Source organism: Paenibacillus sp. LT-B23 (assembly GCF_059417685.1).
The window spans coordinates 1-24532 of sequence record NZ_JBSQBM010000001.1; the positions used below are offsets into that span (position 1 = coordinate 1).

Annotated in this window: 27 protein-coding genes; 22 read left to right on the forward strand and 5 right to left on the reverse strand. The window is 49.0% G+C overall.

Going from position 1 to position 24532, the window contains the following annotated elements:
* Positions 1-36 precede the first annotated feature (36 nt).
* Together ACWXW9_RS00005 and ACWXW9_RS00010 are read right to left on the reverse strand one after the other, a co-directional pair.
* The gene (locus ACWXW9_RS00005; RefSeq protein WP_494927751.1) at positions 37-813 is read right to left on the reverse strand and encodes a sporulation protein; all 777 of its coding nucleotides are present in this window, start codon (positions 811-813) and stop codon (positions 37-39) included.
* A 171-nt stretch (positions 814-984) separates the two neighbouring features.
* A complete protein-coding gene (locus ACWXW9_RS00010) occupies positions 985-1581 on the reverse strand; it encodes a thymidine kinase (RefSeq protein WP_134913757.1) in 597 nt (198 codons plus the stop codon).
* Between the two features lie 230 nt (positions 1582-1811).
* On the opposite strand from ACWXW9_RS00010, the gene ACWXW9_RS00015 reads away from it, so the two are divergent.
* From ACWXW9_RS00015 to lipB, 6 genes are all read left to right on the forward strand, one after another.
* Positions 1812-2024, forward strand: coding sequence for a hypothetical protein (locus tag ACWXW9_RS00015; RefSeq protein ID WP_494927752.1), 213 nt, complete (start codon positions 1812-1814; stop codon positions 2022-2024).
* A gap of 127 nt (positions 2025-2151) precedes the next feature.
* Positions 2152-3573: a dihydrolipoyl dehydrogenase gene (gene lpdA, locus ACWXW9_RS00020; RefSeq protein WP_494927753.1), complete on the forward strand. Its 1422-nt coding sequence runs from the start codon at positions 2152-2154 to the stop codon at positions 3571-3573.
* Between the two features lie 141 nt (positions 3574-3714).
* Complete coding sequence (locus ACWXW9_RS00025) at positions 3715-4743, forward strand: thiamine pyrophosphate-dependent dehydrogenase E1 component subunit alpha (RefSeq protein WP_494927754.1); 1029 nt, start codon at positions 3715-3717, stop codon at positions 4741-4743.
* A 2-nt stretch (positions 4744-4745) separates the two neighbouring features.
* On the forward strand, positions 4746-5732 hold the full coding sequence (locus ACWXW9_RS00030; protein WP_192510863.1) for an alpha-ketoacid dehydrogenase subunit beta: 987 nt from the start codon (positions 4746-4748) through the stop codon (positions 5730-5732).
* Positions 5733-5819: 87 nt separating this feature from the next.
* A complete protein-coding gene (locus ACWXW9_RS00035; protein WP_494927755.1) occupies positions 5820-7211 on the forward strand; it encodes a dihydrolipoamide acetyltransferase family protein in 1392 nt (463 codons plus the stop codon).
* Between the two features lie 45 nt (positions 7212-7256).
* Positions 7257-7955: a lipoyl(octanoyl) transferase LipB gene (gene lipB, locus ACWXW9_RS00040; RefSeq protein WP_494927756.1), complete on the forward strand. Its 699-nt coding sequence runs from the start codon at positions 7257-7259 to the stop codon at positions 7953-7955.
* Between the two features lie 122 nt (positions 7956-8077).
* Here the strand turns inward: lipB and prli42 are convergent, their stop codons facing one another.
* A complete protein-coding gene (gene prli42, locus ACWXW9_RS00045; RefSeq protein WP_014282171.1) occupies positions 8078-8182 on the reverse strand; it encodes a stressosome-associated protein Prli42 in 105 nt (34 codons plus the stop codon).
* Positions 8183-8267: 85 nt separating this feature from the next.
* Between prli42 and ACWXW9_RS00050 the strand changes: the two genes are divergently transcribed.
* Positions 8268-9401 carry a tripeptidase T gene (locus tag ACWXW9_RS00050; protein WP_494927757.1) on the forward strand — a complete coding sequence of 378 codons (1134 nt, stop codon included), beginning with the start codon at positions 8268-8270 and terminating at the stop codon, positions 9399-9401.
* Positions 9402-9458: 57 nt separating this feature from the next.
* On the opposite strand, the gene mciZ is transcribed toward ACWXW9_RS00050, so the two are convergent.
* Positions 9459-9602, reverse strand: a complete 144-nt coding sequence (mciZ, locus tag ACWXW9_RS00055; protein WP_494927758.1) for a Z-ring formation inhibitor MciZ — start codon at positions 9600-9602, stop codon at positions 9459-9461.
* A gap of 122 nt (positions 9603-9724) precedes the next feature.
* Here mciZ and ACWXW9_RS00060 point away from each other — a divergent pair, with 122 nt between their 5' ends.
* The 7 genes from ACWXW9_RS00060 (at position 9725) to ACWXW9_RS00090 (ending at position 15336) form a co-directional block, all read left to right on the forward strand.
* Entirely contained in the window at positions 9725-10336 is a 612-nt protein-coding gene (locus tag ACWXW9_RS00060) for an NUDIX domain-containing protein (RefSeq protein ID WP_494927759.1), read from the forward strand.
* Positions 10337-10341: 5 nt separating this feature from the next.
* Positions 10342-11538 (forward strand): endonuclease Q family protein, encoded by a 1197-nt coding sequence (locus tag ACWXW9_RS00065; RefSeq protein WP_494927760.1) that lies wholly within the window; start codon positions 10342-10344, stop codon positions 11536-11538.
* Positions 11539-11724: 186 nt separating this feature from the next.
* Entirely contained in the window at positions 11725-12378 is a 654-nt protein-coding gene (spoIIM, locus tag ACWXW9_RS00070) for a stage II sporulation protein M (RefSeq protein WP_494927761.1), read from the forward strand.
* 103 nt (positions 12379-12481) lie between these two features.
* Positions 12482-12979, forward strand: a complete 498-nt coding sequence (fur, locus tag ACWXW9_RS00075) for a ferric iron uptake transcriptional regulator (protein WP_149093554.1) — start codon at positions 12482-12484, stop codon at positions 12977-12979.
* A 168-nt stretch (positions 12980-13147) separates the two neighbouring features.
* Positions 13148-13390, forward strand: a complete 243-nt coding sequence (locus tag ACWXW9_RS00080; protein ID WP_134913777.1) for a YqzK family protein — start codon at positions 13148-13150, stop codon at positions 13388-13390.
* Positions 13391-13457: 67 nt separating this feature from the next.
* Complete coding sequence (xerD, locus tag ACWXW9_RS00085) at positions 13458-14402, forward strand: site-specific tyrosine recombinase XerD (RefSeq protein WP_494927762.1); 945 nt, start codon at positions 13458-13460, stop codon at positions 14400-14402.
* A 109-nt stretch (positions 14403-14511) separates the two neighbouring features.
* A complete protein-coding gene (locus ACWXW9_RS00090; RefSeq protein ID WP_494927763.1) occupies positions 14512-15336 on the forward strand; it encodes a purine-nucleoside phosphorylase in 825 nt (274 codons plus the stop codon).
* Positions 15337-15427: 91 nt separating this feature from the next.
* On the opposite strand, the gene ACWXW9_RS00095 is transcribed toward ACWXW9_RS00090, so the two are convergent.
* The gene (locus tag ACWXW9_RS00095; RefSeq protein ID WP_494927764.1) at positions 15428-16639 is read right to left on the reverse strand and encodes an O-antigen ligase family protein; all 1212 of its coding nucleotides are present in this window, start codon (positions 16637-16639) and stop codon (positions 15428-15430) included.
* A 168-nt stretch (positions 16640-16807) separates the two neighbouring features.
* On the opposite strand from ACWXW9_RS00095, the gene ACWXW9_RS00100 reads away from it, so the two are divergent.
* The 8 genes from ACWXW9_RS00100 to ACWXW9_RS00135 all read left to right on the forward strand — a co-directional run bounded on the left by ACWXW9_RS00100 (position 16808) and on the right by ACWXW9_RS00135 (position 24506).
* On the forward strand, positions 16808-18469 hold the full coding sequence (locus tag ACWXW9_RS00100) for a glycosyl hydrolase family 28-related protein (protein WP_494927765.1): 1662 nt from the start codon (positions 16808-16810) through the stop codon (positions 18467-18469).
* Between the two features lie 211 nt (positions 18470-18680).
* Complete coding sequence (locus tag ACWXW9_RS00105; protein WP_149093561.1) at positions 18681-19874, forward strand: D-alanyl-D-alanine carboxypeptidase family protein; 1194 nt, start codon at positions 18681-18683, stop codon at positions 19872-19874.
* Between the two features lie 96 nt (positions 19875-19970).
* Positions 19971-20324 carry an anti-sigma F factor antagonist gene (spoIIAA, locus tag ACWXW9_RS00110; protein ID WP_014282157.1) on the forward strand — a complete coding sequence of 118 codons (354 nt, stop codon included), beginning with the start codon at positions 19971-19973 and terminating at the stop codon, positions 20322-20324.
* Entirely contained in the window at positions 20321-20776 is a 456-nt protein-coding gene (gene spoIIAB / locus ACWXW9_RS00115; RefSeq protein WP_134913783.1) for an anti-sigma F factor, read from the forward strand. The genes spoIIAA and spoIIAB overlap by 4 nt, the downstream gene beginning before the upstream one ends.
* Positions 20777-20787: 11 nt before the next feature.
* Entirely contained in the window at positions 20788-21543 is a 756-nt protein-coding gene (sigF, locus tag ACWXW9_RS00120; protein WP_014282155.1) for an RNA polymerase sporulation sigma factor SigF, read from the forward strand.
* Between the two features lie 175 nt (positions 21544-21718).
* Positions 21719-22372 (forward strand): stage V sporulation protein AA, encoded by a 654-nt coding sequence (locus tag ACWXW9_RS00125; RefSeq protein WP_494927766.1) that lies wholly within the window; start codon positions 21719-21721, stop codon positions 22370-22372.
* The gene (locus ACWXW9_RS00130) at positions 22372-22794 is read left to right on the forward strand and encodes a stage V sporulation protein AB (protein ID WP_494928144.1); all 423 of its coding nucleotides are present in this window, start codon (positions 22372-22374) and stop codon (positions 22792-22794) included. Before ACWXW9_RS00125 ends, ACWXW9_RS00130 begins: the two co-directional genes overlap by 1 nt.
* Positions 22795-22820: 26 nt before the next feature.
* The gene (locus tag ACWXW9_RS00135; RefSeq protein WP_494927767.1) at positions 22821-24506 is read left to right on the forward strand and encodes a spore germination protein; all 1686 of its coding nucleotides are present in this window, start codon (positions 22821-22823) and stop codon (positions 24504-24506) included.
* Positions 24507-24532 lie beyond the last annotated feature (26 nt).

The window sequence follows — 24532 nt, forward strand, 5'->3', positions numbered from 1 at the left end:
TTAAACGGCGGGGATTTTTTTGTTATATCTACATATTTACCGAATCTGTCTGTCGATCAGTTCCTCCAGCGCATCTGCGATATGATCTGGTCCATAAGACAGCTCTTGTCTGCTTAAGCTCAACCAGGCATGACACTCGTCCATATCAAAGGCAGTCTCCAGCCAGCCGGATAACCCTCTGCCTCTGCGATCCACCTCGACAAGCACATGCACGCCTTCGGGCTCCAACTGCATAATCAGCTCCAGCTCCTCGATATCGCGTGCATATTCCGATCCGGGCGTAAATTCAAATTCCTGCACGTACGGAACACCGCGTCCCAGCTTGGGATGACGTTCGCAGGTGGAGGAACGGAATCGGAAGCCCAACAGGTGAACGGCCTCAAACACCGTACTCATATAAGGATGCGGCTCGATTTTGAGCGAGTCACGGTCGGTCGGGTCCAAGGCCATACCGATGTCTAATGCTGTATCCAGCCATACGGGCTGTTTGGCATGAGTGACAGGTGTTTCCAATGGCAACCGAAAAGAAAAAGGGATTTCAAGCTCCTGTCCTTGCTTTAAATGAAAGCCGTCGGATACCTTGACCCGAGCGATGCAGCAGGTGGAAGTGGTTTTCTTGTCATCGTGCTCTTCGATATATTCTGTTTTGAGTTCGATGTCAATTTTGCCGATTTCCTGATCAATTTTACCGCCTTTGATGCGCATGATGCCACTAAGCTCCTCACCAGGGACATACACGGCCTGGTCCACCAATGTATCGACTTTAGCTGAACCGATTCCTGCGCTTGCCAAGATCTTGTTGAAAAAACTCATAAGTAAGCCCCCCGATAATATCATGGTCATAGTGTTCAAACGAAAACTAAGAAAACTTGTACAGCTTAACCGGATATACGGGGTAATTGCTCGAATCGTTCCAAAAAAATACAAGAAAAGAATCTGCTGGTTGTCGTGCCTTTATCGCAGTCTGACGGCAAATTCTCCGTGCTAATCGCAGTTCACTTTATGGGGTGGTATAAAGCAATTACGGCAACGTGGCTCATACGCCTCAGAGTCGCCAATCATTACAATGGGTCCTACAGTGGAAGGCTTTCCGTTCACCATACGCTGGGTATATACAGCTTCCGAACTTCCACATACGGCGCAAAAGGAAGCTAGCTTTTCGATGTCATCTGCCATGGCGAGTAAACCGCCAACATATCCGAATTCCTTACCCCGGTAGTCCAAATTGAGTCCATCTGCAATGACGTGCTTGCCACAGTAGGCTAACTCCTCCACTAACATCATAATATGACGGCTGAAAAACTGTACTTCGTCAAAGGCGACCACATCGGCATCCTTCGTTTCTTCCAAAATCCGCTGAACGAGCTCATCTGTGAGCTTTTTCGGAATGGAGATGGCGGGCAGCCGATATCCGATGCGGCTTACAATTTCATCCTTGGCGTAGCGGTTATCTTCAGCCGGTTTGTAAGCGACCACCTTACGGTGCCCGTATTGAATTAATTTTTGACAGCGGCGAATCAGTTCGCCGGATTTTTCGCTAAACATGGGGCCTGTAATGATCGTAATTCGTCCTGTAGGCAACGCGAATTCCCCTCTCTGTAACATGCGCATAACGCTGTTAATCATCATTCCCGAAAGAAAAGGCCATTATAGATTACCATAATGTGCAGCAAACAGACTAGAGAAAATATATTGTTTTTCGACATGTTACTGTATATCTATTCTTTGAACGTAAATGTGGACGTCATTGCCCTGTTGCCGTGAGCATGATATGGTGAAGTATAGTGGAATAGAGGGAAGAGGGGACAGGCATGAACCAAAATGATACGGATTATAGTGCCAAAATAGAAGCATTACTGGAGCAAGGGCTGGTAAGCCCAGAGGCACAGGAATTGATCACGGAGCTGGAGACAGAGCTGGATCTTCTGCGCAAGCAAAATGAATCCTTTCGCAAAGCGCTACGGGCCAAAACAGCCCAAACTCCAAGAATGTCTACCAAGTTACGGGACGCCTTGTACGAGTAATATACAGCAGATGTCGGGAACAGGTTGTTAGACGTCCTATAGTCTATGTATAAACACTTTATTTTGTACAGAGAAATAAAGAGAGTACAATAAGCTATATATAATCAATGTTAAATGGAGGAGAAGCATGACTATACATTGTGATGTCGCTATTTTGGGCGGAGGAACCGGAGGGTATGTTGCAGCGATTCGCGCTGCTCAGCTCGGCAAGGAAGTCGTTATTATAGAAAAGGACAAGCTAGGTGGAACCTGTCTGCACCGTGGATGTATCCCAAGCAAGGCTTTGCTGCGCAGTGCAGAAGTGTATGCGACGATCAAGGAAAGTGCGAAATACGGCATTGAGACCTCGGGAGCGCAGCTTGTTTTTCCCAAGGTACAAGAGCGCAAGGAGGCCGTTGTAGAGCAGTTACATCAGGGCGTGCAATTTTTGATGCGTAAAAATAAAATCACGGTGCTGAGCGGCAAAGGGCGCGTGATTGGGCCATCGATTTTTTCTCCAAAAAGCGGCGCAGTTGCCGTGGAGCTGGAAGATGGCGAGATGGAGACGATTGTTCCTACCCATCTCATTATTGCAACGGGATCACGACCGCGTGTGTTACCCGGATTGGAGCCGGATGGCGAATTTATTTTGAGTAGTGACGAAGCGTTGACGATGGAAGAATTACCGGCCTCCCTGATTATCGTAGGTGGTGGCGTTATTGGCGTGGAATGGGCTTCCATGCTGAATGATTTTGGCGTGGAGGTTACGGTGGTCGAGGCGGCGAATCGGCTTATTCCAACCGAGGACGAGGATGTTTCGCGTGAAATGCAGCGCCTGCTAACCAAGCGCGGTGTCAAGGTGCTGACAGGCTCGCAAGTGCTGGCTGAAACGTACGGCAAGGATGAGGAAGGCGTACAGATTGACGTGCAAAAAGGGGATGAAACCGAAACACTCAGCGCTTCCAAGCTGCTCATTTCAGTAGGTCGTCAGGCGAATGTGGAGAATATCGGATTGGAAAATACGGATATCCGCGTAGAGCGTGGCTTTATCTCGATTAATGAGCATTTGCAGACGAATGAACCACATATTTATGCGATCGGTGATTGCATCGGAGGATTACAACTGGCGCATGCAGCGAGCCATGAAGGGCTGCATGCGGTACATCATCTGGCGGGCGAAGTGGTTCACAGTGTACCGAATCATCTTATCCCTCGTTGTATTTATACGCGTCCTGAGGCAGCTAGTGTGGGCTTAACTGAGCAAGAAGCTCGTGAGCGTGGACATCAGGTGAAGACAGGGAAGTTCCCTTTTCAGGCTATCGGAAAATCGCTGGTGTATGGCAGTCGGGATGGCTTCGTCAAAGTAGTTGCCGACGAGGAAACGAATGATATTCTCGGTGTACATATGATCGGTACGCATGTAACGGATCTCATCAGCGAGGCGGCTCTTGCGCAGCTGTTGGATGCTACGCCGTGGGAAGTCGGACAGCTGGCTCATCCGCATCCAACATTGTCGGAGATTTTGGGAGAAGCGATGCTGGCGGTTGATGGACAGGCGATAGGGATATAATTTTATCTTAATAAATCGGTGCTTTTCTTTTTGGCGAGAAAAGGATTATAATGGGGTTAGCCAGAGTTTAGTACCAGGTTTTAAGACAAGATGGTACTAGGTGCTGGTAGTAGGATGTTTGATACTTAAGGAGGTGCCTCAATGAGTTCAAAAGGCGCTGTAGACGCTGGCTTCAGACATGAGCAGCTGGGACTTACTAACGGACAAGTTATTGACATGTACAGATATATGCTGCTCGCAAGAAGATTTGACGAGCGCAACATGCTCCTGCAACGGGCAGGGAAAATTAATTTTCACGTTTCCGGCATTGGGCAGGAGGCGGCACAAGTAGGTGCGGCTTTTGCACTGGACCGGGAGAAGGACTATTTTCTTCCCTATTACCGGGATTACGGATTCGTACTTGCGGTTGGTATGACGCCACGCGAACTGATGCTGTCGCAATTTGCCAAGGCAGATGATCCCAACAGCGGTGGCCGGCAGATGCCCGGTCATTTCGGCAGTAAACGGCTGCGTATTGTGACAGGCTCCAGCCCGGTGACGACGCAGGTTCCACACGCAGTAGGTGTAGCGCTGGCTGCCAAGATGCAGAAGAAGGATTTTGTATCGTTCGTTACATTTGGTGAAGGCTCCAGCAACCAGGGGGATTTTCATGAAGGTTGTAACTTTGCAGGTGTGCAGAAGCTGCCGGTCATCATTATGTGTGAAAACAATCAATATGCGATATCAGTTCCGGTTCATAAGCAAATGGCAGGCAAGGTGAGCGACCGTGCTTTGGGATACGGATTCCCTGGGATTCGGGTCGATGGTAACGATGCGCTGGCAGTGTATGCAGCCGTCAAGGAAGCGCGTGAACGTGCTATTCGTGGTGAGGGGCCAACGCTTATTGAAGCGATGATGTACCGCCTGTCTCCTCACTCCACCTCGGATAACGATCTGGCTTACCGGACCAAAGAGGAAGTGGATGAGAACTGGGCCAAGGACGGCGTAGCCCGTATGAAAAATTATTTGCTGGAATGCGGCATTTGGGATGAGGCCAAGGACGCGGATTTGTCGGCTGAGCTGCTGCTCGAGGTCAAGGAAGCGATTGAATATGCGGATAATGCGCCTTTTCCGAAGCCCGAAGATACGCTACTGCATGTCTATGCTGACAGCGATGGGGAGGGCCGGTAATTATGGCGGTTATGGAATATATTGATGCGATTCGTCTTGCCATGAAGGAAGAGATGGAGCAGGATGAAACGGTTTTTGTGTTAGGTGAGGATGTTGGTGTGAAAGGTGGTGTCTTTACGACCACCAAGGGTCTTATGGATCAATTCGGTGAGCAGCGTGTCATGGATACGCCGTTGGCAGAATCGGCTATAGCTGGTGTTGCCATTGGTGCAGCCATGTATGGAATGAAGCCGATTGCCGAAATGCAATATTCTGACTTCATGCTCCCGGCAACCAATCAGATTATTAGTGAAGCAGCTAAAATTCGCTATCGCTCTAATAACGACTGGAGCTGTCCTGTTGTGATACGTGCGCCTATCGGTGGCGGTATTTTTGGCGGCTTGTATCATTCACAGTGTCCGGAATCTATCTTTTTTGGTACACCGGGTCTGAAAATTGTAGCTCCTTTTACCGCGTATGATGCCAAGGGACTGCTGAAAGCAGCGATCCGCGACCCTGATCCGGTGCTGTATTTTGAGAACAAAAAGTGCTACAAGCTGATCAAGGGTGAAGTACCTGAGGACGATTATATTGTTCCAATTGGCAAAGCCAATTTGTTGCGTGAAGGTGACGATATTACAGTCATCGGATACAGCCAGCCGCTGCATTTTGTCATGCAGGCTGCTGAGGAGCTGGAGAAGGAAGAGGGCATTACCGCACACGTTGTGGATTTGCGTACACTCCAGCCGCTGGACCGTCAGGCCATCATTGAAGCTGCAAGACATACAGGCAAGGTGCTCATCGTGCATGAAGACAACAAAACGGGTGGCATCGGTGCCGAGGTTTCCGCAATTATTAATGAGGAATGTCTGTTCGAGCTGGATGCGCCGATTGAGCGTCTGTGCGCTCCAGACGTGCCTGCAATGCCGATCAGCCCGCCGATGGAGAAGTTTTATATGTTAAACAAGGATAAGGTTAAGGAAGCGATGCGCCGTCTTGCAATGTATTAATTGGAGCGGATTGGACGAAAGCATTCCAAAAGTGTAGCGGGGGTAGCGGTAAAACCCGCCCTCCTATGATGTTAAGGAGTTGAAAAAATGTCAGACCAAACACAATGGACCGACGTAACCATGCCCCAATTGGCAGAGTCGCTTGTATCGGCGACAATTGCAAAATGGCTGAAACAACCTGGCGAAACGGTGGAGCAATTCGAGCCGATTTGCGAGGTCATTACAGATAAAGTGAACGCGGAAATTCCATCGACATTGGATGGTATTATGGGTGATCTGTTAGCAGAGGAAGGTCAGACGGTAGCCGTTGGAGAATTGATTTGCCGTATTCAGACAAAGTCAGCCGCACCTGCAGCATCAACTGGAGCGACATCCGCTGCGCCGGTACCTCAGAGCAACGCACAAGCACAATCCCAACAGGGTGCTGCTTCGGATCAATCCATGCGAGGACGGTTTTCCCCGGCGGTGCAAACATTGGCTGCTCAGCATAGCATAGACTTGAATCAGGTGACAGGCACGGGCATGGGCGGACGAATTACCCGTAAAGATGTGCTGAATTATGTTCAACAGGGAGGTTCTACTCAGGCTGGAGTGTCTGAGCAGCCGACTGAGGCGACATCAGGACAAGGCTCTCCTTTTGCTGGAAGACAGCAGTCTGCCGCGCAGCATAGTATACCGATTCAAAATATGGACCCTGCTATTCCAGTTCGTAACAGTGGCATTCATTTGACGGAGGCTCCAAAAGCTCCTGTGATTGAAGTTGAGGCTGGCAACAACAACAGATCCGAGTATTTTATTGATGTTACACCGATTCGCAGTGCGATCGCCCGCAATATGCGGCAAAGTGTCTCGGAAATTCCACATGCCTGGACGACGATTGAGGTGGATGTGACCAACCTGGTGATGCTCCGCAACAAGATCAAAAACGAGTTCAAGCAAAAAGAAGGCATCAATATTACGTATCTGGCTTTCCTCATGAAAGCGGTCGTGAATGCCATCAAGGAATATCCGATCATGAATTCGGTGTGGGCTGTGGACAAAATTATCGTCAAAAGAGATATCAACATCTCGCTGGCCGTGGGTACAGAGGATGCAGTTCTGACGCCAGTTATTAAAAAAGCGGATCAGAAAAACATTGCCGGACTGGCGCGTGAAATTGACGATTTGGCACGTAAAACACGGGAAGGTACGCTCAAGCTGGACGATATGCAGGGCGGGACGTTTACCGTGAACAACACAGGCTCCTTTGGTTCAATTCTGTCTTATCCGGTGATTAACTATCCGCAGGCTGCGATTCTTACCTTTGAATCCATCGTCAAAAGACCAGTGGTCATTGATGATATGATCGCGGTTCGCTCGATGGCTAACCTGTGTCTGTCGCTGGATCATCGCATTTTGGATGGTGTGATCTGTGGACGATTCCTGCAACGGATCAAAGAAAACCTGGAAGGCTACACCTTGGATACGAAGCTGTACTAATCATCCGAACAGTTGGGTAAATGGACGGAGAGGAAGTGACAGGCCGTGAACAGACGACCGCTTGAGGTAACCTATACGAATAGGATGGAGTACGCCCATGCATGGGATGTCCAGAAGGATATTGTGGGGAAGCTGGATGCCGGGGAGGCGAGGGAAACGCTTATGCTTCTCCAGCACCCGCCGACCTACACGATTGGCTCACAGCGGCATCCTGAGCATCTGCTTCTCACACCGGAGCAGTTGAAAGCTCAGGGAATCAGCGTCTTTCAGATTGACCGTGGGGGAGATATTACATATCATGGGCCGGGGCAACTTGTCGGATATCCCCTGATGATGCTCGGCAACCGGGAGGCGCTTGACCTGCACGGATACCTCCGGAGTTTGGAAGAGGTGATCATTCGATTGCTGGCGTCCCATGGTATTGAAGGAAGTCGCAAGCCTGAATACACAGGGGTATGGGTCGGGAATCTTAAAATCGCGGCCATAGGCGTCAAATTCAACAAATGTAAGCACCGCCGGGGCTTTGTGACCAGTCATGGTTTTGCCTTCAATATCAAATCAGGGATACAGCATGAGGGCTTTCAAGGTATCGTTCCATGCGGAATCCAGGAATACGGAGTGACTTCATTGGAGGACTGCACACAGCAGACCTTTTCAGTGGAGCAGATTGCGAAGGAGATTGTACCTTACTTTGAGGAGCAATTTTCATTTGCGGCGGAATGGCAAAGTCATTCCCTCCAATAAAGCAAAGGCGGGCTATTCTGTGATGTACACGGAAGCCCGCCTGTTTTCTTGCGCCACAGCTTGTCCGCCTACAGCCTCCATAGAGCATGGAGACGGCAGAATATCTTGAGCGGCGCATTCCATTATAGAGGCATAATCAACGGCTCAATCACCATAAACAGCGTAGAGCCAATCATCGCGGCGAGCATAATGTAGACGAAAAAACGAACCCATTTTTTGTTCGGCATGTGTAACTCCTTTAGGATAGGTTTAAGTCAGAAATAAGACTATCTATCCGTATTGTAGCGTAAACGGGAAAGAGAGGGAAGTTCAATGACAGCAAAAGTAGTGAAAGAACGAATCGTACAAGAATTTATGGAACTCGTACAGGTGGATAGCGAAACCAAGCACGAGCAGGAAATATCGCGTGTTCTGAAAGAAAAATTCAATGCACTCGGGCTGGAGGTAACAGAAGATGATTCCCGCGAAAGAACCGGACATGGTTCGGGTAATCTGATCGTAACCTGGAAAGCGGAAGGCGCGGAGCAAGCACCTAAATTGTTTTTTACCTGCCACATGGATACCGTTACACCAGGCCAAGGCATTAAGCCGCAGCTAGGTGAGGATGGATGGATTCGCAGTGACGGTTCAACCATTTTGGGGGCAGACGATAAGGCGGGGATTGCCGCTTTGTTCGAGGCGATTCGTGTCGTGCAAGAGCAGAAAATTCCCCATGGACAAATTCAGTTTGTGATTACGGCAGGTGAGGAGTCCGGTCTGTTCGGCGCGCGGGCAATGAAACCGGAATTGCTGGATGCAGACTTTGGGTATGCATTGGATTCCAATGGTGAAGTTGGCTCCATTTGTGTAGCTGCGCCAACGCAGGCTCGTATTGAAATGAAAATTACAGGAAAGTCCGCTCATGCAGGTGTAAATCCCGAAGATGGCATCAGTGCCATTCAAGTAGCCTCCAAGGCCATTTCCAAGATGAAGCTGGGACGGATTGATAAGGAAACAACTGCTAACATTGGTAGCTTCGAGGGTGGCGGAGCAACGAATGTGGTATGCGATTTTGTGCTGATCCGGGCGGAAGCACGCAGTATTGTGCAGGAGAAGGTGGATCAGCAAATTCAGCATATGCGTGAAGCTCTGGAAACTACCGCGCGCGAATTTGGTGCACAGGGCGAGTTCCGCAGCGAAGTCATTTATCCGGCATTCAGCTTTACGGAGCATGATGAAATTGTACAGGTGGCGCAGCGTGCTATACAAGGGCTGGGGCTGGCAACGCCGACCTTCCATTCGGGTGGTGGCTCGGACGCCAATGTATTCAACGGGCTGGGGGTTCCCACGGTGAATCTGGCTGTTGGCTACCAGAACATTCATACGACACAGGAAAAAATCAAGGTAGACGATCTGGTGAAGGTTGCCGAGGTGGTCGTAGCTCTTATTCAACAGGCGACGAAGTAAGACTCGGATGATACACATAAGGTTCAGGCAAAAGACAGGAACAGCGTTCCCTTGTCTTTAGACCTGAACCTTTTTTTGAACCATGAGCGAGGCGATAGTGGCAGCGGAGCCGTATTCTTTTTGCCATTGCCGCAGGAGGGCTTGAATTTGCCAGGCTTTGCCGACAATATGGAGAGTGGTTTCGGTACGGTAGCTTTTCATTGGCGAATCTCCTTTGAACAGGGAAATTTGTTATAATACCACCATATGTCCGAAATGGACAAGTTAGACTAAAGCCGGAGATAGCGAATGAAGAGATAGATGACGAAGGAGGAAACATACTAATGAACAACCAAAAGAATGATCCGGTGAACGATCCAGTGAACAACCCAGACCGCAAGCCTTATTCCAATCCTGCGTTGGAGGAAAAAACGGTATCCACGCAGCCCATTTTTGAAGGAAAAGTGATTACGTTGCAGGTGGACACGGTAGAGCTTCCAGACGGCTCCACGGGTAAGCGTGAAATCGTGAAGCATCCGGGGGCGGTGGCTGTGTTGGCGCTGCATGAGGGGAAAATGCTGGTTGTGGATCAGTACAGACAGGCGATGGGCCGCTGTGAGGTGGAAATCCCGGCAGGCAAGCTTGAGCGGGGAGAGGACCCGATGGAAGCAGCGGGACGCGAGCTGAGAGAAGAGACAGGCTATACTGCCAAGTCACTGAAGCTGCTTCACTCCTTTTATACTTCCCCCGGATTTGCGGATGAAATCATTCATCTGTATGTGGCTGAAGAGCTGGAGTTGGGAGAAATGGAACCGGATGAGGATGAATTTCTGGAGCTGTTTGAGGTGACGCTGGAGGAAGCACAGGCGCTCATTCGTGAAGGTCGGATTAGTGACGCCAAAACGATTCTGGCTGTCTATGCGTGGCAAATTTACCAATATACAGGGATCTTTTAAGCGGTATGAACGGAAATACGGTTGAACTTACAGATTACTATGCTGATCTCCATATTCATATCGGCAGAACGGAAAAGGGAGCTCCGGTCAAAATCAGTGGCAGTCGCGACCTGACCTTTGCCAACATTGCCAAGGAATCATCCGGTCGCAAGGGCATTGAACTGATCGGGATCATTGACTGCCACGCACCGAACGTTCAAGAGGATATCCACGCTTATTTGCATACGGGTGAAATGACGGAAATCAACGGTGGTGGTATCGCGTACCGGGATACGGTTGTGCTGCTGGGAACGGAGCTGGAGATTCGGGCGGAAGGTCGTCCCGAGGCGCACATTCTGGCCTATTTTCCCCATTTGGCGGCGATGGAGGATTTTACGCAATGGATAGCTCGGCACATGAAAAATGTCAATCTCAGCTCGCAGCGTATCTATGCCCCGCCACGCGAGCTACAGCAGCAAATTTACGGCCGTGGAGGCATTATGGTGCCAGCGCATGTGTTCACCCCTCATAAGGGCATATACGGCAGCTCTGCGGCCCGTATGGAGGAACTGCTGGATATGCAGCTCATTAGCGGAGTGGAGCTGGGGTTAAGTGCGGATTCGTCTATGGCCGGATTGATCTCGGAGCTGGATCGTTTCAGCTTCCTGACCAATTCGGATGCCCATTCGCTCGGCAAAATTGGACGGGAGTACAACAAATTATCCATGACAAAGCCGAGCTTTGATGAATTCAGAATGGCTTTGGAGCGCCGGGAAGGACGACGGGTGTCTGCCAATTACGGATTAAATCCGAAGCTGGGCAAGTACCATCGTTCCTATTGTCAAAGCTGCGGTACGATTATGGACGAGCAAGAGATGGCGGACGAACGCTGCCCTGCCTGTGGTCATACCAAGCTGGTGCGGGGCGTACTGGATCGGATATGGAGTATTGCCGATCGTGAGCAGCCCGTGATTCCATCACATCGGCCGCCATACATTTACCAGATTCCGCTGGAATTTATTCCCGGTCTGGGCAAAGCCAAGCTGAACCACCTGCTGAATGCGTTCGGAACAGAAATGAATATTTTACATGAAGTCGCACAGGAGGAACTGGCGGCGGTTGTCGGAGACGCGTTGGCAGAGCAAATTGTCCTTTCCCGGGAGGGACGACTTTCCCTCGTATCCGGTGGTGGCGGAACCTACGGCAAAATAGCTAGGCCATAGTAGTCATGTCCTATTAGAGTCATATCGGGGTCTGCTTGTTCATAACCATTAAATATCTATGCCGTTGGCTTGGCATTCACTCGTGAATCTTCTTTTGCAGCGCAAGCTGCCCCGAATCCTAGCCATCAGCCGTCGGATTACGGTTGTTTTTTGGACAAACAAGCAGATGAAAGGGGCAGGACGTCGATGCAATGGTTTCGTCATACGTTAAAGGATCAGACGCCGTATTATGTTTTTTTGGCCGTGCTGTTTCTGGTGGGAGTCGTCTTTGGTGCACTGATGGTGAACGCGCTCTCGCTGGAGCAGCTCCAGGATTTGTCGCGTTATCTGAAGGATTTTTTTGTGACGGTTAATCAAAATGAGCAGGGCTTTGCTGGTTCGCAAGCGACCTCAACCTTTTGGGATAGTGTGTCTCTACATCTAAAATGGGTAGGTTTAATCTGGGTATGCGGTCTTTCGGTCATCGGTCTTCCTGGCATTCTCGTACTGAATTTCCTCAAGGGTGTGTTGATCGGATTTTCCGTAGGCTATATGGTAGGGCAATATTCGTGGAAAGGGCTGTTATTTTCCCTCGTCTCCGTGGCTCCTCACAATTTAATCGTCATTCCGGTGCTGCTCGTGTGCAGTGTGGCTGCGATGACCTTTTCCATTCATATGATCAAAACTAAAATACTCGCTACACGGCCATCTGTCGGCATGCTTCGTCCGTTGCTGTCCTACGCAGGGCTGACCGCTGCAATGATGTTGCTCCTCGTTGGTAGCGCGTCCTTTGAAACTTGGGTCACCCCAGTCATGATGCAGTGGGTTACTCCCATGCTGACTGCCTCCGCGTCTCCCTAACCCCCGTTTCAAAATGTTTGACTTTATTTGTATAGACCCCCTATAATAATAGGAGTGAAAAAAAGTGCAGTGGGCAGTAGCTTTTGCAGGGGGAGGGAGACACATGGAAGCACGGATCGAAAAAATTAAGCAGCAGCTGCAATCCCAGGGCTACAAACTAACGCCTCAGCGGGAAGCCACCGTCAGAGTTTTACTTGAGAACGAAGATGATCATCTGAGTGCGGAAGATGTATTTATGCTCGTTAAAGAGAAAGCTCCCGAAATCGGTCTGGCAACCGTATACCGTACCCTAGAACTGCTAAGTGAACTGCACGTCGTGGAGAAAATCAATTTTGGTGATGGCGTTGCGCGTTATGACCTGCGCGGCGATACGACCAAGCATCACCACCACCATTTGATATGTGTGCAGTGCGGCAGTGTGGATGAAATACTGGAGGATTGGCTTGGACCGCTGGAAGAGCGTCTGGAACGGGAATATAACTTTACCGTAGTGGACCACCGTTTGGACTTTCACGGTATTTGTTATCGTTGCAAGACGAAGAACGATACGACCGCCCAGAAATTTTTGGGTAAAACCAAGAAAAACAAATCTCAGGATTAATAAGCTGACAACCCAAGCTCTCACCGGCGAAGACGCGTTCGGGGGGAGCTTTTTTGGTTCGGGATCTGCTATACGACATTAAGCGGTATAAAAAGGAACAGCTTGTCATACCCTTCCATAGAGAGCCTTAACAAGGCCTATAATCTGGAAAAAAGGCGGCTGATTCACATGGTACTATCGTTGCGGAGAGGACTAAAATGGTTGCGTCTGTTCATACTGTTCGGGGTTTTGGCATGTATGTTCTACTATAGCCTCGGGTTGTTCAGGGACTGGATTACACCTGTGGATCATTACCGGATACCGGAAGGACATGCAGTCAAGGTATTCGGCGGGCAGGAATTATCCGACGTACCCGAGCATAAGACGGCTGTGTCGGAGCGTCTGCGTTTCTTTTACTGGTATGGAGAATAGTCCATGTAGATGCTGAGACTGATCCGACTGAACCGTTGTATGCAGGACAAGGAGACTTCTGGAACTCATGAAAATGTATATTCAACCTTTTGTTCGATATATGGAAGAGGAAAAGGGTTTGTCGCCCAGCACATTGGAAGCGTATCATCGGGACGTACAGCAGTTTGTCGAGTTCGCTGAAAGCTGCGACATCGAGCAGCCGGACCATGTTCAACGCTCTCATCTGGTGCTTTATTTGGGACGCTTGAAGGAACAGGGAAAAGCCGCGGCGACGATTTCGCGCAGTGTAGCCTCTATCCGCTCCTTTTTCCATTTTCTCATTCGGGAGGGGATTACGGGTCATGACCCGTCTGTCTTGCTGGAGCTGCCTAAGGCCAACAAAAAGAAGCCTTCAGTGCTCACGCAGGATGAGATAGAGCGTCTGCTGGCAGCGCCGAATGTTTCCACCCCGCAAGGGGGACGGGACAAGGCGATGCTGGAACTGCTGTATGCGACAGGAATTCGAGTATCCGAGCTGATCGCCCTGAACGTACGTGATGTACGTACCGATCTGCGTTTCGTTCACTGTGGAGGCGAGGCGGGCAAGGAGCGTGTTGTGCCGATCAGCCGTGAGGCATCGCAGTGGGCACAAGCGTATATGGACGAGCAACGTGCGTTGTTGCTGCGATCCGGGCAGGATGAGGAATCTCGGGTAAAACAGGAAGCCTTGTTCCTCAATGTATCCGGTCAGCGTCTCAGCAGACAGGGTTTCTGGAAAATGATCAAGAAGTACGGTCAGGAAGCAGACATAAGCGGGGATATTACACCGCATACCCTGCGGCATTCTTTTGCGGTACATATGCTGGAGGGCGGAGCGGATTTGCGCTCCGTACAGGAGATGCTAGGCCATGCCGATCTGTCCACGACGCAGGTTTATGCGCAGACAGCCAAGCGAAGTATGAAGGAAGTCTACGAAAAGTATCATCCGCACGGCGGCAATCGTCCGTCCAGCGACAGCAAGGATCGTATGTGACGAGACATTTACTAATGGTGATGATTATAGTCATTATTATAGTAATGATCACAGTAATAACGATCACAGCAACTATAACTAACGATTGTACAAGACAGGAGAGATGTTGATGTCAACAGCCAACCAAGCAATGATTCAGGAAGCAGCAGATTATATCCGTGCCAAGAGCGGAATCCGTCCGGAAATCGGTCTTATTTTGGGCTCGGGTCTCGGCATTCTGGCCGATTTGATTCAGGATGGAATTAGTATTCCTTATCAGGATATTCCCCATTTTCCCGTATCGACGGTAGAAGGTCATGAAGGAGAATTGCTGCTAGGTACCATTGAAGGTCGCGCTGTAGTTATGATGAAGGGCCGCTTCCATATGTATGAGGGCTATGGCCCTCAGCTTACGGCTTTCCCGGTTCGGGTCATGAAGCAATTGGGTATTCAAAGTCTGCTGGTGACAAATGCGGCAGGCGGTGTCAATACGTCTTATGAGGCAGGCGATCTGATGGTTATCTCGGATCATCTCAATCTGACCGGACAAAATCCGCTGATTGGACCGAACGATGCAGCTCTGGGCGTTCGCTTCCCTGACATGTCGGAGGCATACAGCCGTCGTTTGCGCGAGATTGCCAAGCAAACCGCTGCTCAGCAGGGCTTCAGCTTGCAGGAAGGCGTATATGCCGGATTGCTGGGTCCAAACTATGAAACGCCTGCTGAAATCGTTATGCTGCGCACACTGGGTGCAGACGCGGTGGGTATGTCCACGGTGTCCGAAGTAATCGTAGCCCGTCATGCAGGCATTGAGGTGCTGGGCTTCTCTTGTATCACGAATATGGCGGCAGGCATCTTGGATCAGCCCCTGTCCCACGATGAAGTAATGGATACAGCAGAGAAGGTACGTGAGAAATTTTTAAATCTCGTTTTGGCGATCATTCCACAAATGTAGATTGTTATATCCCAAGAACCCCGTTTCCGAACGCCATCTAAGGCCGTAGGAAAACGGGGTTCTTTTTTTACGTACTGATCAATTGTAGCCCCTAATGTGGCGGGGGTGTGCCGCATACTGTCGTGTTCGCCTTTTCTGCTATTAATAGTCTATGCCGTTCCTGTACCTTAATCACAATAACGATGAATATGATCCAGTAGATGGCCAGAGAATTTAGGAAGCGGCTGTCCGTAATGTTGTTTAACACGATGAATAAGAAGAATACGGCTGCTGTCAGCCATGTATACATATCGGTTTTACCGATTCTGAATTTAAATAAAGTGGTTATGACAAGTGTAATGGTTGCCAACAGTCCCGTAAGGCCGATATCGATCCACAGATCCCGAAACCCGCTGTGGCTGCTTGTCAGATCAAATCGGATTCCATTGGCATAGATGCTAGGCCGGTTTGCCCAGAAGGAACCGTAGCCATGACCAAACCAGTAGTGACTTTCAATGGCGCCTGCAATTCCCTGCCAGATTTCTGTTCTTCCAGTCAAGGTTGTTGTTTTGCCAAATTCCGATGCAATCGCATCCCCGTAACTAAAAGCGAACACGAGACCCAAAAGCATAAGCAGGCAGGAACTGCTAATGAAGAAACCACGCAGTGCAACGCTTCGGATTCTTTTGAATAGCAATATAAAAAGGATGAACATGAACAGGGAAGAAGTCAGCAGCAACGAAGTAGTGGATTGGCATTTGATGAGCAGTAAGGCATTCAGCAAAATAAAGCCAACATGCAAAGTTTTGCGTGTCCCCCTGAAAAAATAAATGACGTGTGAAACAAAACATAGAAGAGAGAGTGTTCCCAGTGTGTTTTTATGACCGGAAATGCCTTTCCACAGCCCTGTATGTTCGACGCCCCCATGAATGGCAAAGGAGGGAATGAGCAATACCGCCAGTAGATTGAGTATGCTCAAAATACTTAACGTAATGACCAACAGGCGGATGCAGCCTTGCGTCGTATAATGGGTAACCAGATAAAGTCCGAAGGTGGAAAAAGCAACGAATTTAAGCACCATCAGAATGGATGAGGTCTGTTCCTGTTCAGCCCATAAACAGGAGACAGTTATGTACATTATGAGCAAGGTCAGCAACGGATTATCAGCCAAGGTTGCAATTAGCGGCTTTAGCGAGGGCAGCAGCATCAGATAGCTAAACAGCAGGATGAGCAGAGAAATTGCGATCACTCTGGGAGACAAGCCCTGACAGGCATAAGGAATCGAAAAAGCCAGTAAACCGGTCACTGTAAGGACAGTCTTCACACATTCACCACCTAGATACGATATGTATCTATTTTATACAAAACGTATCATTTTGTACAATAATAAAAATGTATTCGCATATACTCAATCCATATTCAGAGAATAGAATCCTTCAGCCCTGTCTGAAAGAAGATATTTTCGTTGTTTTCAAAAAGTGGAGGTGTTGGGGTGGCGGATCAGTATACAGATCATTTGAAATTGAACTTGAGTAGTTTGGGTGGTGTAAGCTTGAACCAACGGCAACTGGAAGAAAATTTTAAAAAGGTTGATAAAGAATTCAATCAACGTAGTGTGAATGCCAGTTGGTTTGGAGCCGTAGGTGACGGTGTTCAGGACGACACGGCCGCTTTGCAGCAAATGATCGATAGCACGCCTGACTACTCCATGCTTCGCATTCCCAGTGGTCGCTATAAAATAACGTCTACCTTGCATATCCGCAAACAGGGTATCCGCTTTTTTGGTACGCATAAGGGCAGATATCGACAGGGTAAGGGGGTTACTTCCATTGAATACTATGGCACGGGTCCATGTTTTCAAATTGGGGATGAGAGCCTCCCTACATTCAGTGGCTTTCAAAATGTACAATTCCACGATTTGTCGATCCGATACGAGGGTGCCGTAAGAACCGCATTAAATAATCCGTTTTCACAGGCGGCGAAGCGTGGCTATTATGGCAAAGGTACTTTGGGGATTCAGGACTGGAAGGGCGGGGGAGTTGTACTGGATAATGTCTTGATCGAGCATTTCGAGACTGGTTTTTGGGGTTATGAAAGTGATGTGGATTTTTTGAAGAACGCGGAAATTAACTATAATAAAAGAGGAATTCATCTGGAAAACCGAAGCTCACAGTTTACGAGCCTGGGGCTATTAACCATGGGCAATGATGCAGCGCTCGATCTGAATAGCTCCAACGGGGCCAGATTTTTTGCCAGCCAGCACATAAAGGACGGAAGCTCAAGTGATATTCCCATTCGAATTGATGATTTTATGAATGCTGAATTTATAGGCTGCTGGTTTGAGGGGCTGAGCTTAGAACATAGGGTGACGGTTCCGTCTTTTATTCAAATTGGTGCCACGAAGGAGACGAAAAATGTTGCTCTTCGCGACTCCATTTTAGCCATCGCGGACAAATTCAGGGACAAAAACGACGACAACTACTGGTCAGTATGTGATTATTTTGTAGATGTGGTCATTGGTAAAAAAATTTTAGTAGATGAGGTGGGTGGATATCCACGCAATTTGAGGCATCTGGTTTCCTTCTCCGGCAGCTCATCCACGCAGCAGGTGACGCTTCGTTCGCATTTGGATTTCAATTACATGGATAACCGTTATTATAAAAACAACGGGACAGGGCAGGCTTTGCTGCTAGTGGAGAAATATTCAAACAACGGAATCGAGCACTTGGATGAAACCTTTGTCAAGGCCTATCTGGGAGCAAGACAAAATATTCCCGCAGGCAGTTGGCAGAAGGTAAATTTCAACCAGATCAGCTATGATGAACTGACCGAGTTTGAGGCGGTGGGCAACCGTTGGCAGGCCAAACAAGCAGGGAAGTACAGAATACAAGCCTATATTTCGACCGATTCTCAAGTGGATGGCAACCGTACACGGCTGGCGCTCCATGTGAATGATGAACAGGTTACTGGAGGGTCGGCGTATGCTTATCTCGATGATCGGGTGATTGGCGGGCCGAACTACAGTGCTTTGAGTGGAACGATTGAACTGAAACTGGAGCCCGATTCTTTTATTGATATACGGGTGTTCAGCCAAAATAAAACGGATATTTTACCGGGTGGAGGTCTTACGTACCTCACGATCAGCCGATTGTAAGTCGCTGTTACGCAGACGATAGACGTTCTTTCATTTTAATTTTGGAAAATCCGCACCATGCTGACTCAGCTTGGTGCTATTTGATGTTTTCAGGCGTATGGAATATTTTTCTTCCATTCTGACGACAATGGTTAGCAGCACGCGAATAGGCTGGAGGACTACATAACGGGCTCCGGTGCTTTACGCCAATATGTTGAGGAGGGAACCGATTGTGAAGAAAAAAGTGGTAGCGTTCATCCTGGCTTGTCTGGTAGCCTTGACTGCTGTCCCCGTCGGCGGTTGGGCCGAGGAAAGCAAACCTGAAAGCAAGCCCAAGGAGGGTTCTGCGGCTGAGCTTGCTCCCGAGGCTCTCTCGGCGATCCTGATGGATGCGGATACGGGTACAGTCATCTATGAAAAAAATAGCCGTGAAAAGCTTCCTCCGGCGAGTATTACTAAAATTATGACCATGCTGCTGACGATGGAGGCTATTCATGATGGAAAACTCAAGCTGACCGACAAAGTACGGGCCAGCGAATATGCGGCTTCGATGGGCGGATCGCAAATTTTTCTGGAGCCGGGAGAAGAAATGACGGTCGATGAGATGCTTAAAGGAGTCGCGATGGCTTCCGGCAATGATGCTTCCGTGGCGATGGCTGAGAAAATTGCGGGCTCTGAGCAGGCTTTTGTCGAATTGATGAATGCCAAGGCGCAGCAGCTTGGTTTAAAGGATACCCATTTTGCCAATTGCAATGGTCTGCCAGTAAAAAATCACTATTCTTCTGCGCATGATATTGCAGTCATGAGCCGTGAGCTGCTGAAATATCCCCAAATTACGAAATATACAGGAGCGTATCAGGACTATTTACGCAAATCCTCGGCCAAGCCGTTTTGGCTGGTGAATACGAATAAGCTGGTTCGCTTTTATACTGGAGCGGACGGGCTGAAAACAGGCTACACAGGGGAAGCGAAATTTTGCCTTTCCGCTACGGCCAAGCGTGATGGTATGCGTGTAGTCGCTGTCGTACTTGGCGAACCGAATACCAAAACACGCAACAATGAAGTATCCTCCATGTTCGATTATGCATTTTCCCAATACACGATGAAATCAGTGTACAAGCCGGGTGACCTGCTGGGAAGCGTAAAAGTCGAGAAGGGAGTACTGCCGGAGCTGAAAATTCAGGCAGATCGTTCCTACAGTGTGCTGGTGAAAAAGGGCGGAACAAAAGATACGCTGCGTCATGAGCTGCAACTCGCTCCAAGTCTGAAAGCTCCTGTCCGTGCAGGTGATCCGGTTGGCAAGCTGGTTGTCTATCAGGATGGTAAACGGCTCAAGGAGTTTAACATAACCTCACCCGTGGCGGTGGAGAAGGCTGGATGGTGGAAATTGTTTAAACGTACCATGTCGAACCTGTTTTCTTTGTAGATTTTAAGGGGTTTTCTTCTAGTTTTGTCGGAGGGCAGGAATCGTCTGCGGCTGCGTAGAAATCCTTGTCCAAGACCGGGAGGAGAGTGAGTAAGCATGAACCTGCAAATTGAAATGGAGCATCACCGGGGGGTGCTGATTGTAAGGCTGTCCGGTGAGCTTGATCACCATACGTCGGACATGGTCCGTATGCAAATGGATGAAGCGATTCAGCGCCGCCAATGCGAGCATATCGTGCTCAGCCTGAAAAATCTCCAGTTTATGGACAGCTCCGGCCTTGGCGTTATCTTGGGACGTTACAAGCTGATTAAACAAAAGGGCGGCAAGATGGCTGTCTGCGATGTCAATCCGCCGGTACACCGACTGCTGGATATGTCAGGCTTGTTTAAAATCATGCCTGTATATGAAAACGAGGGAAATGCGCTCACGGAACTGGAGGTGGTGTCATGAGAGAAAGTACGGGAAACAATTTCATGAGCTTGCAATTTGCCGCCAAATCCGAGAATGAAGCGTTTGCCCGCGTCGCTGTCGCTGCCTTTATTTCCCGGCTTGATCCGACGATGGACGAGCTGAGCGATCTGAAAACCGTGGTGTCCGAGGCGGTAACGAACAGCATTATTCACGGCTATGACAGCGATCCGTCTGGAGTCGTGACAATCAAGGTCGGGATTGAAATGGACGTGGTTACACTGGTGATTGAAGATGCAGGAAGAGGGATCGAGGATCTGGAGCTGGCGAAGCAGCCACTGTATACCTCCAAGCCTGAACTGGAACGCTCGGGTATGGGTTTTACCATTATGGAAAATTTCATGGATGAGTTTGAAGCAGTCAGTGAGCCGGGCGGAGGCACGTCGGTCCGGATGAAGAAAAGGATTGAATCCAAGAAAGCTTTATATAATTAGGGGTTGATCCTATGGAAGCAGGAGGAAAAAAAACTTCGAACAGCTATTTGGAGGATGCGGAAGTCAAACGGCTCATTGCACTGAGTCAATCCGGTGATAATGATGCCCGTGAGACGCTGGTCAATAGTAATATCCGGCTCGTATGGTCTGTCGTGCAGCGCTTTATGAACCGGGGATATGAACCTGACGATCTTTTTCAGATCGGCTGCATCGGTTTGTTAAAATCGGTGGACAAATTCGATCTAAGCTATGAAGTCAAATTTTCAACGTATGCGGTTCCGATGATTATTGGGGAAATTCAACGTTTTCTGCGCGATGACGGCACGCTTAAGGTTAGCCGCTCCCTCAAGGAGACGGCCAATAAGGTCCGCAAAATGAAGGACGAGCTGTCCAAACGGCTGAACCGTTTACCTACGATCAAGGAAGTCGCAGATGAACTGGGAGTTACACCGGAAGATGTTGTTTTTGCCCAAGAGGCTAACAAGCCGCCAACCTCGATTCACGAAACGGTGTTCGAAAATGACGGCGATCCGATTACGCTTATGGATCAGATTGCAGATGAATCGCAGGAGCGGTGGTTCGACAAGCTGGCGTTGAATGAGGCTATCGGGGGGCTGACTGAGCGGGAACGACTCATTGTATATCTGCGTTATTATCGCGATCAGACTCAATCGGAGGTTGCAAGCCGACTTGGTATTTCCCAGGTGCAGGTATCGCGGCTCGAAAAAAAGATTTTGCAGTCGATTCGCGATCAGATTGCTCAATAATATCGGTGAGGATTTTTGTTAAATTCTCATGTATACGTAATTACAAAGGGTATTCCCAAGCCATGTTAATGGTCAGGGGTACCCTTTTTGCGTGGAGAAACAGAAAGTGCACAGAATATGTTTCCTGGCTTCGCCTCATACTAACCAGTAATTACGAGGATAAGGAGGGGATCGGATGACTCATAATCCGGCTCCTACAGTGGCTCCCATAGTCTATTTACGTCTCCGCAGTCGTGTACGCATGTTAAAGGGGCGTGACTTGCATTTGGGGGATGTAGCCCATCTGCTGGCAGATCCCGAATGGGAAAACGAGCTGCTGGAGCTTGTTCTTAAGCGGCCGCAGCAGCAGGACGGCAATCTGATACTGGTGGACATGCTGCAAATCATATCGAAAATTAGAGAACGCATTCCGGGTGTTGTCGTGGAATCTCTCGGCAAGCCGCATGTGCTTGTGGAAATCGTGGAGAAACCGCGTAAGCCATCCAGAATATTATTTGTTCTGGTGTGGGTGCTTCTGTTCTTTGGCTCTGCGCTCACGATTATGAATTTTCACGCTGACGTCAGCATGATGGAGGTGCAGGTTCGGATTGTTGAGATGATTACCGGACACAAGGATGAGCATCCATATCTGTTTCAGATTGCGTATTCGATCGGTATTGGCTTCGGCATGATTGTGTTCTTTAATCATTTATTTAAAAAAAAATGGAACGAGGAGCCGACGCCGCTGGAAGTTGAAATGTATCTGTATCAGGAAAATGTGGATCAGTATGTTGTGGCGGAGGAATATGAAAAGATGGCCCGTATGCATACGAAGGATAAGCACAGATGATGATAAATGTACAGGGTGCACTTCAGATCATTTTAGGCATCGCCGGAGGCGTTGCGGTGGGTGGTGGCGTGATCGCACTTTTTATTGTGCTGGATATGATTCCTCGGCTTGCACAGCTTACCCGTACCTATAACAAATCACGAGCATACGAAAAATCTATGATTTTGGGTTCAGTGGTGGGAACGGTAGCCGATTTTTGGAATATATGCTTGCCGTTGCCGGGCGTACTTACGTGGATACCGGGGTTGTTTTGCGGAGTGTTTATCGGTTTACTCGCCGCAGCACTGACGGAGGTACTAAATCTATTGCCTATACTCGCCAAACGGCTCCATATGACCGTGTATATGTTTGGCCTGCTGATGGCGATGGTGTTGGGCAAGGTGACGGGTTCGTTTTTTGACTGGTTCGTATACAACCGATAACAAGGAAAGTGAAGGGGGCAAGAGATATGGAGCATAGACCGGATCAAGAACACCAGGAGGACGGAGCCATCGGGAATGAAGGTCATACTGCTGGCAAGGAAGAGATGAGCCCGTGGAAAAAAAGGCTGGCACAGGAGTCAGAACGTTTTAAGCACAAAAAAGAGAGTGAGCGTTCTGATAACGTAGAGGAATCCGTCCTTTACTGGCAGGGTAAGGATGATATATCACCAAGAATGAAGGAAAATCAGGAAACACTCAAAACAGTAATCGGTCTGGGAGAGACCTTTGATGTCGTATTTAGGGAGATGACACTAGGCGGGCGTCATATCGGCTATCTGTTTCTGAATACCTTTGCCAAGGACCTGGTCATGGTTGAAGTGCTGAAGCGGCTCACCTATCTGACACCGGATGATCTGTCTACGGACGGACTGCAATCGTATTTTGAAAATTATATTCCGCATATTCAGGTGGAAAAGACAGACAAAATGTCGGTTGTCATCAACAAGGTGCTGACAGGCTATAGCGCCTTCTTTATGGAAGGTGAGCGCTTTTCGATCATTTTGGACACCCGTAATTATCCGGTACGTAATCCCGAGGAACCGTCACTGGAGCGCGTCGTACGTGGTGCCCGTGACGGCTTTACAGAGACGATGCTGACAAATGTGGGATTGGTTCGTCGCCGCTTGCGGGACCCCGGGCTTAAATTTGAGGCGATGCAGGTTGGCCGCCGCACCCGGACAGACGTATGCTTGGGCTATATTGATGATATCGTGGATAAAGTGATGGTGGACACGGTACGCGATAAAATTAAAAACGTCAATCTGGACGGCATCCCGCTGGCGGATAAGCAATTAGAGGAGACGATTATTAATAAAGGCTGGAATCCATATCCATTAGTGCGGTATTCGGAGCGACCAGATGTTGTGGCTTCGCATATTATGGAAGGCCGACTCGTTATTTTCGTCGATACCTCACCCAGCGTGATGATCTTGCCCACCACCTTTTTTGACCTGTGTCAGCATGCGGAAGAGAATCGGCAAACGGCTTTTATGGGGAGCTATTTGCGTTGGGTTCGCTTTATAGGGATTTTTGCCTCGATGTTTTTGCTTCCGATGTGGCTGCTTATGGTCATCAATCCCGAGCTAAAACCGGCGTTTCTCGATTTTATCGGTCCTCAAAAGGAAGCCCACCTGCCGCTGATCGCCCAGTTTATCATTGTGGAGCTGGGGGTCGATCTCATGCGCATGGCGGCTGTTCATACACCGACACCGCTGGCTTCCGCCATGGGCTTGATCGCCGCCATTTTGGTCGGGGATATTGCGGTCAAAACGGGACTTTTCGTCAACGAAGTTGTGCTGTATATGGCTGTGGCTGCTATCGGGATGTTCGCAACGCCGAGCTATGAATTGGGATTGGCGAATCGGTTAATTCGGCTGGTTTTGCTGATCGCTGTGGCTATCTTCCACGTTCCGGGCTTTATCGTAGGCACGACACTGATCATTTTGATGCTGACGCTGCACCGGTCATACAATTCTTCTTACCTGTGGCCGTTCATTCCTTTTAATGCCAAGGCGATGGCTTCCATCTTGTTCCGTATGCCTGTACTGAGTTCGCCTAACCGTCCGTCATCTAACAAAACGCGGGACAATACACGCATGCCGGGTACGGATGCAAACACGGATTCGAACTCTGGCAACGGGCAGGAACATTAATATAAATGATCTGTATAAAAATCCAT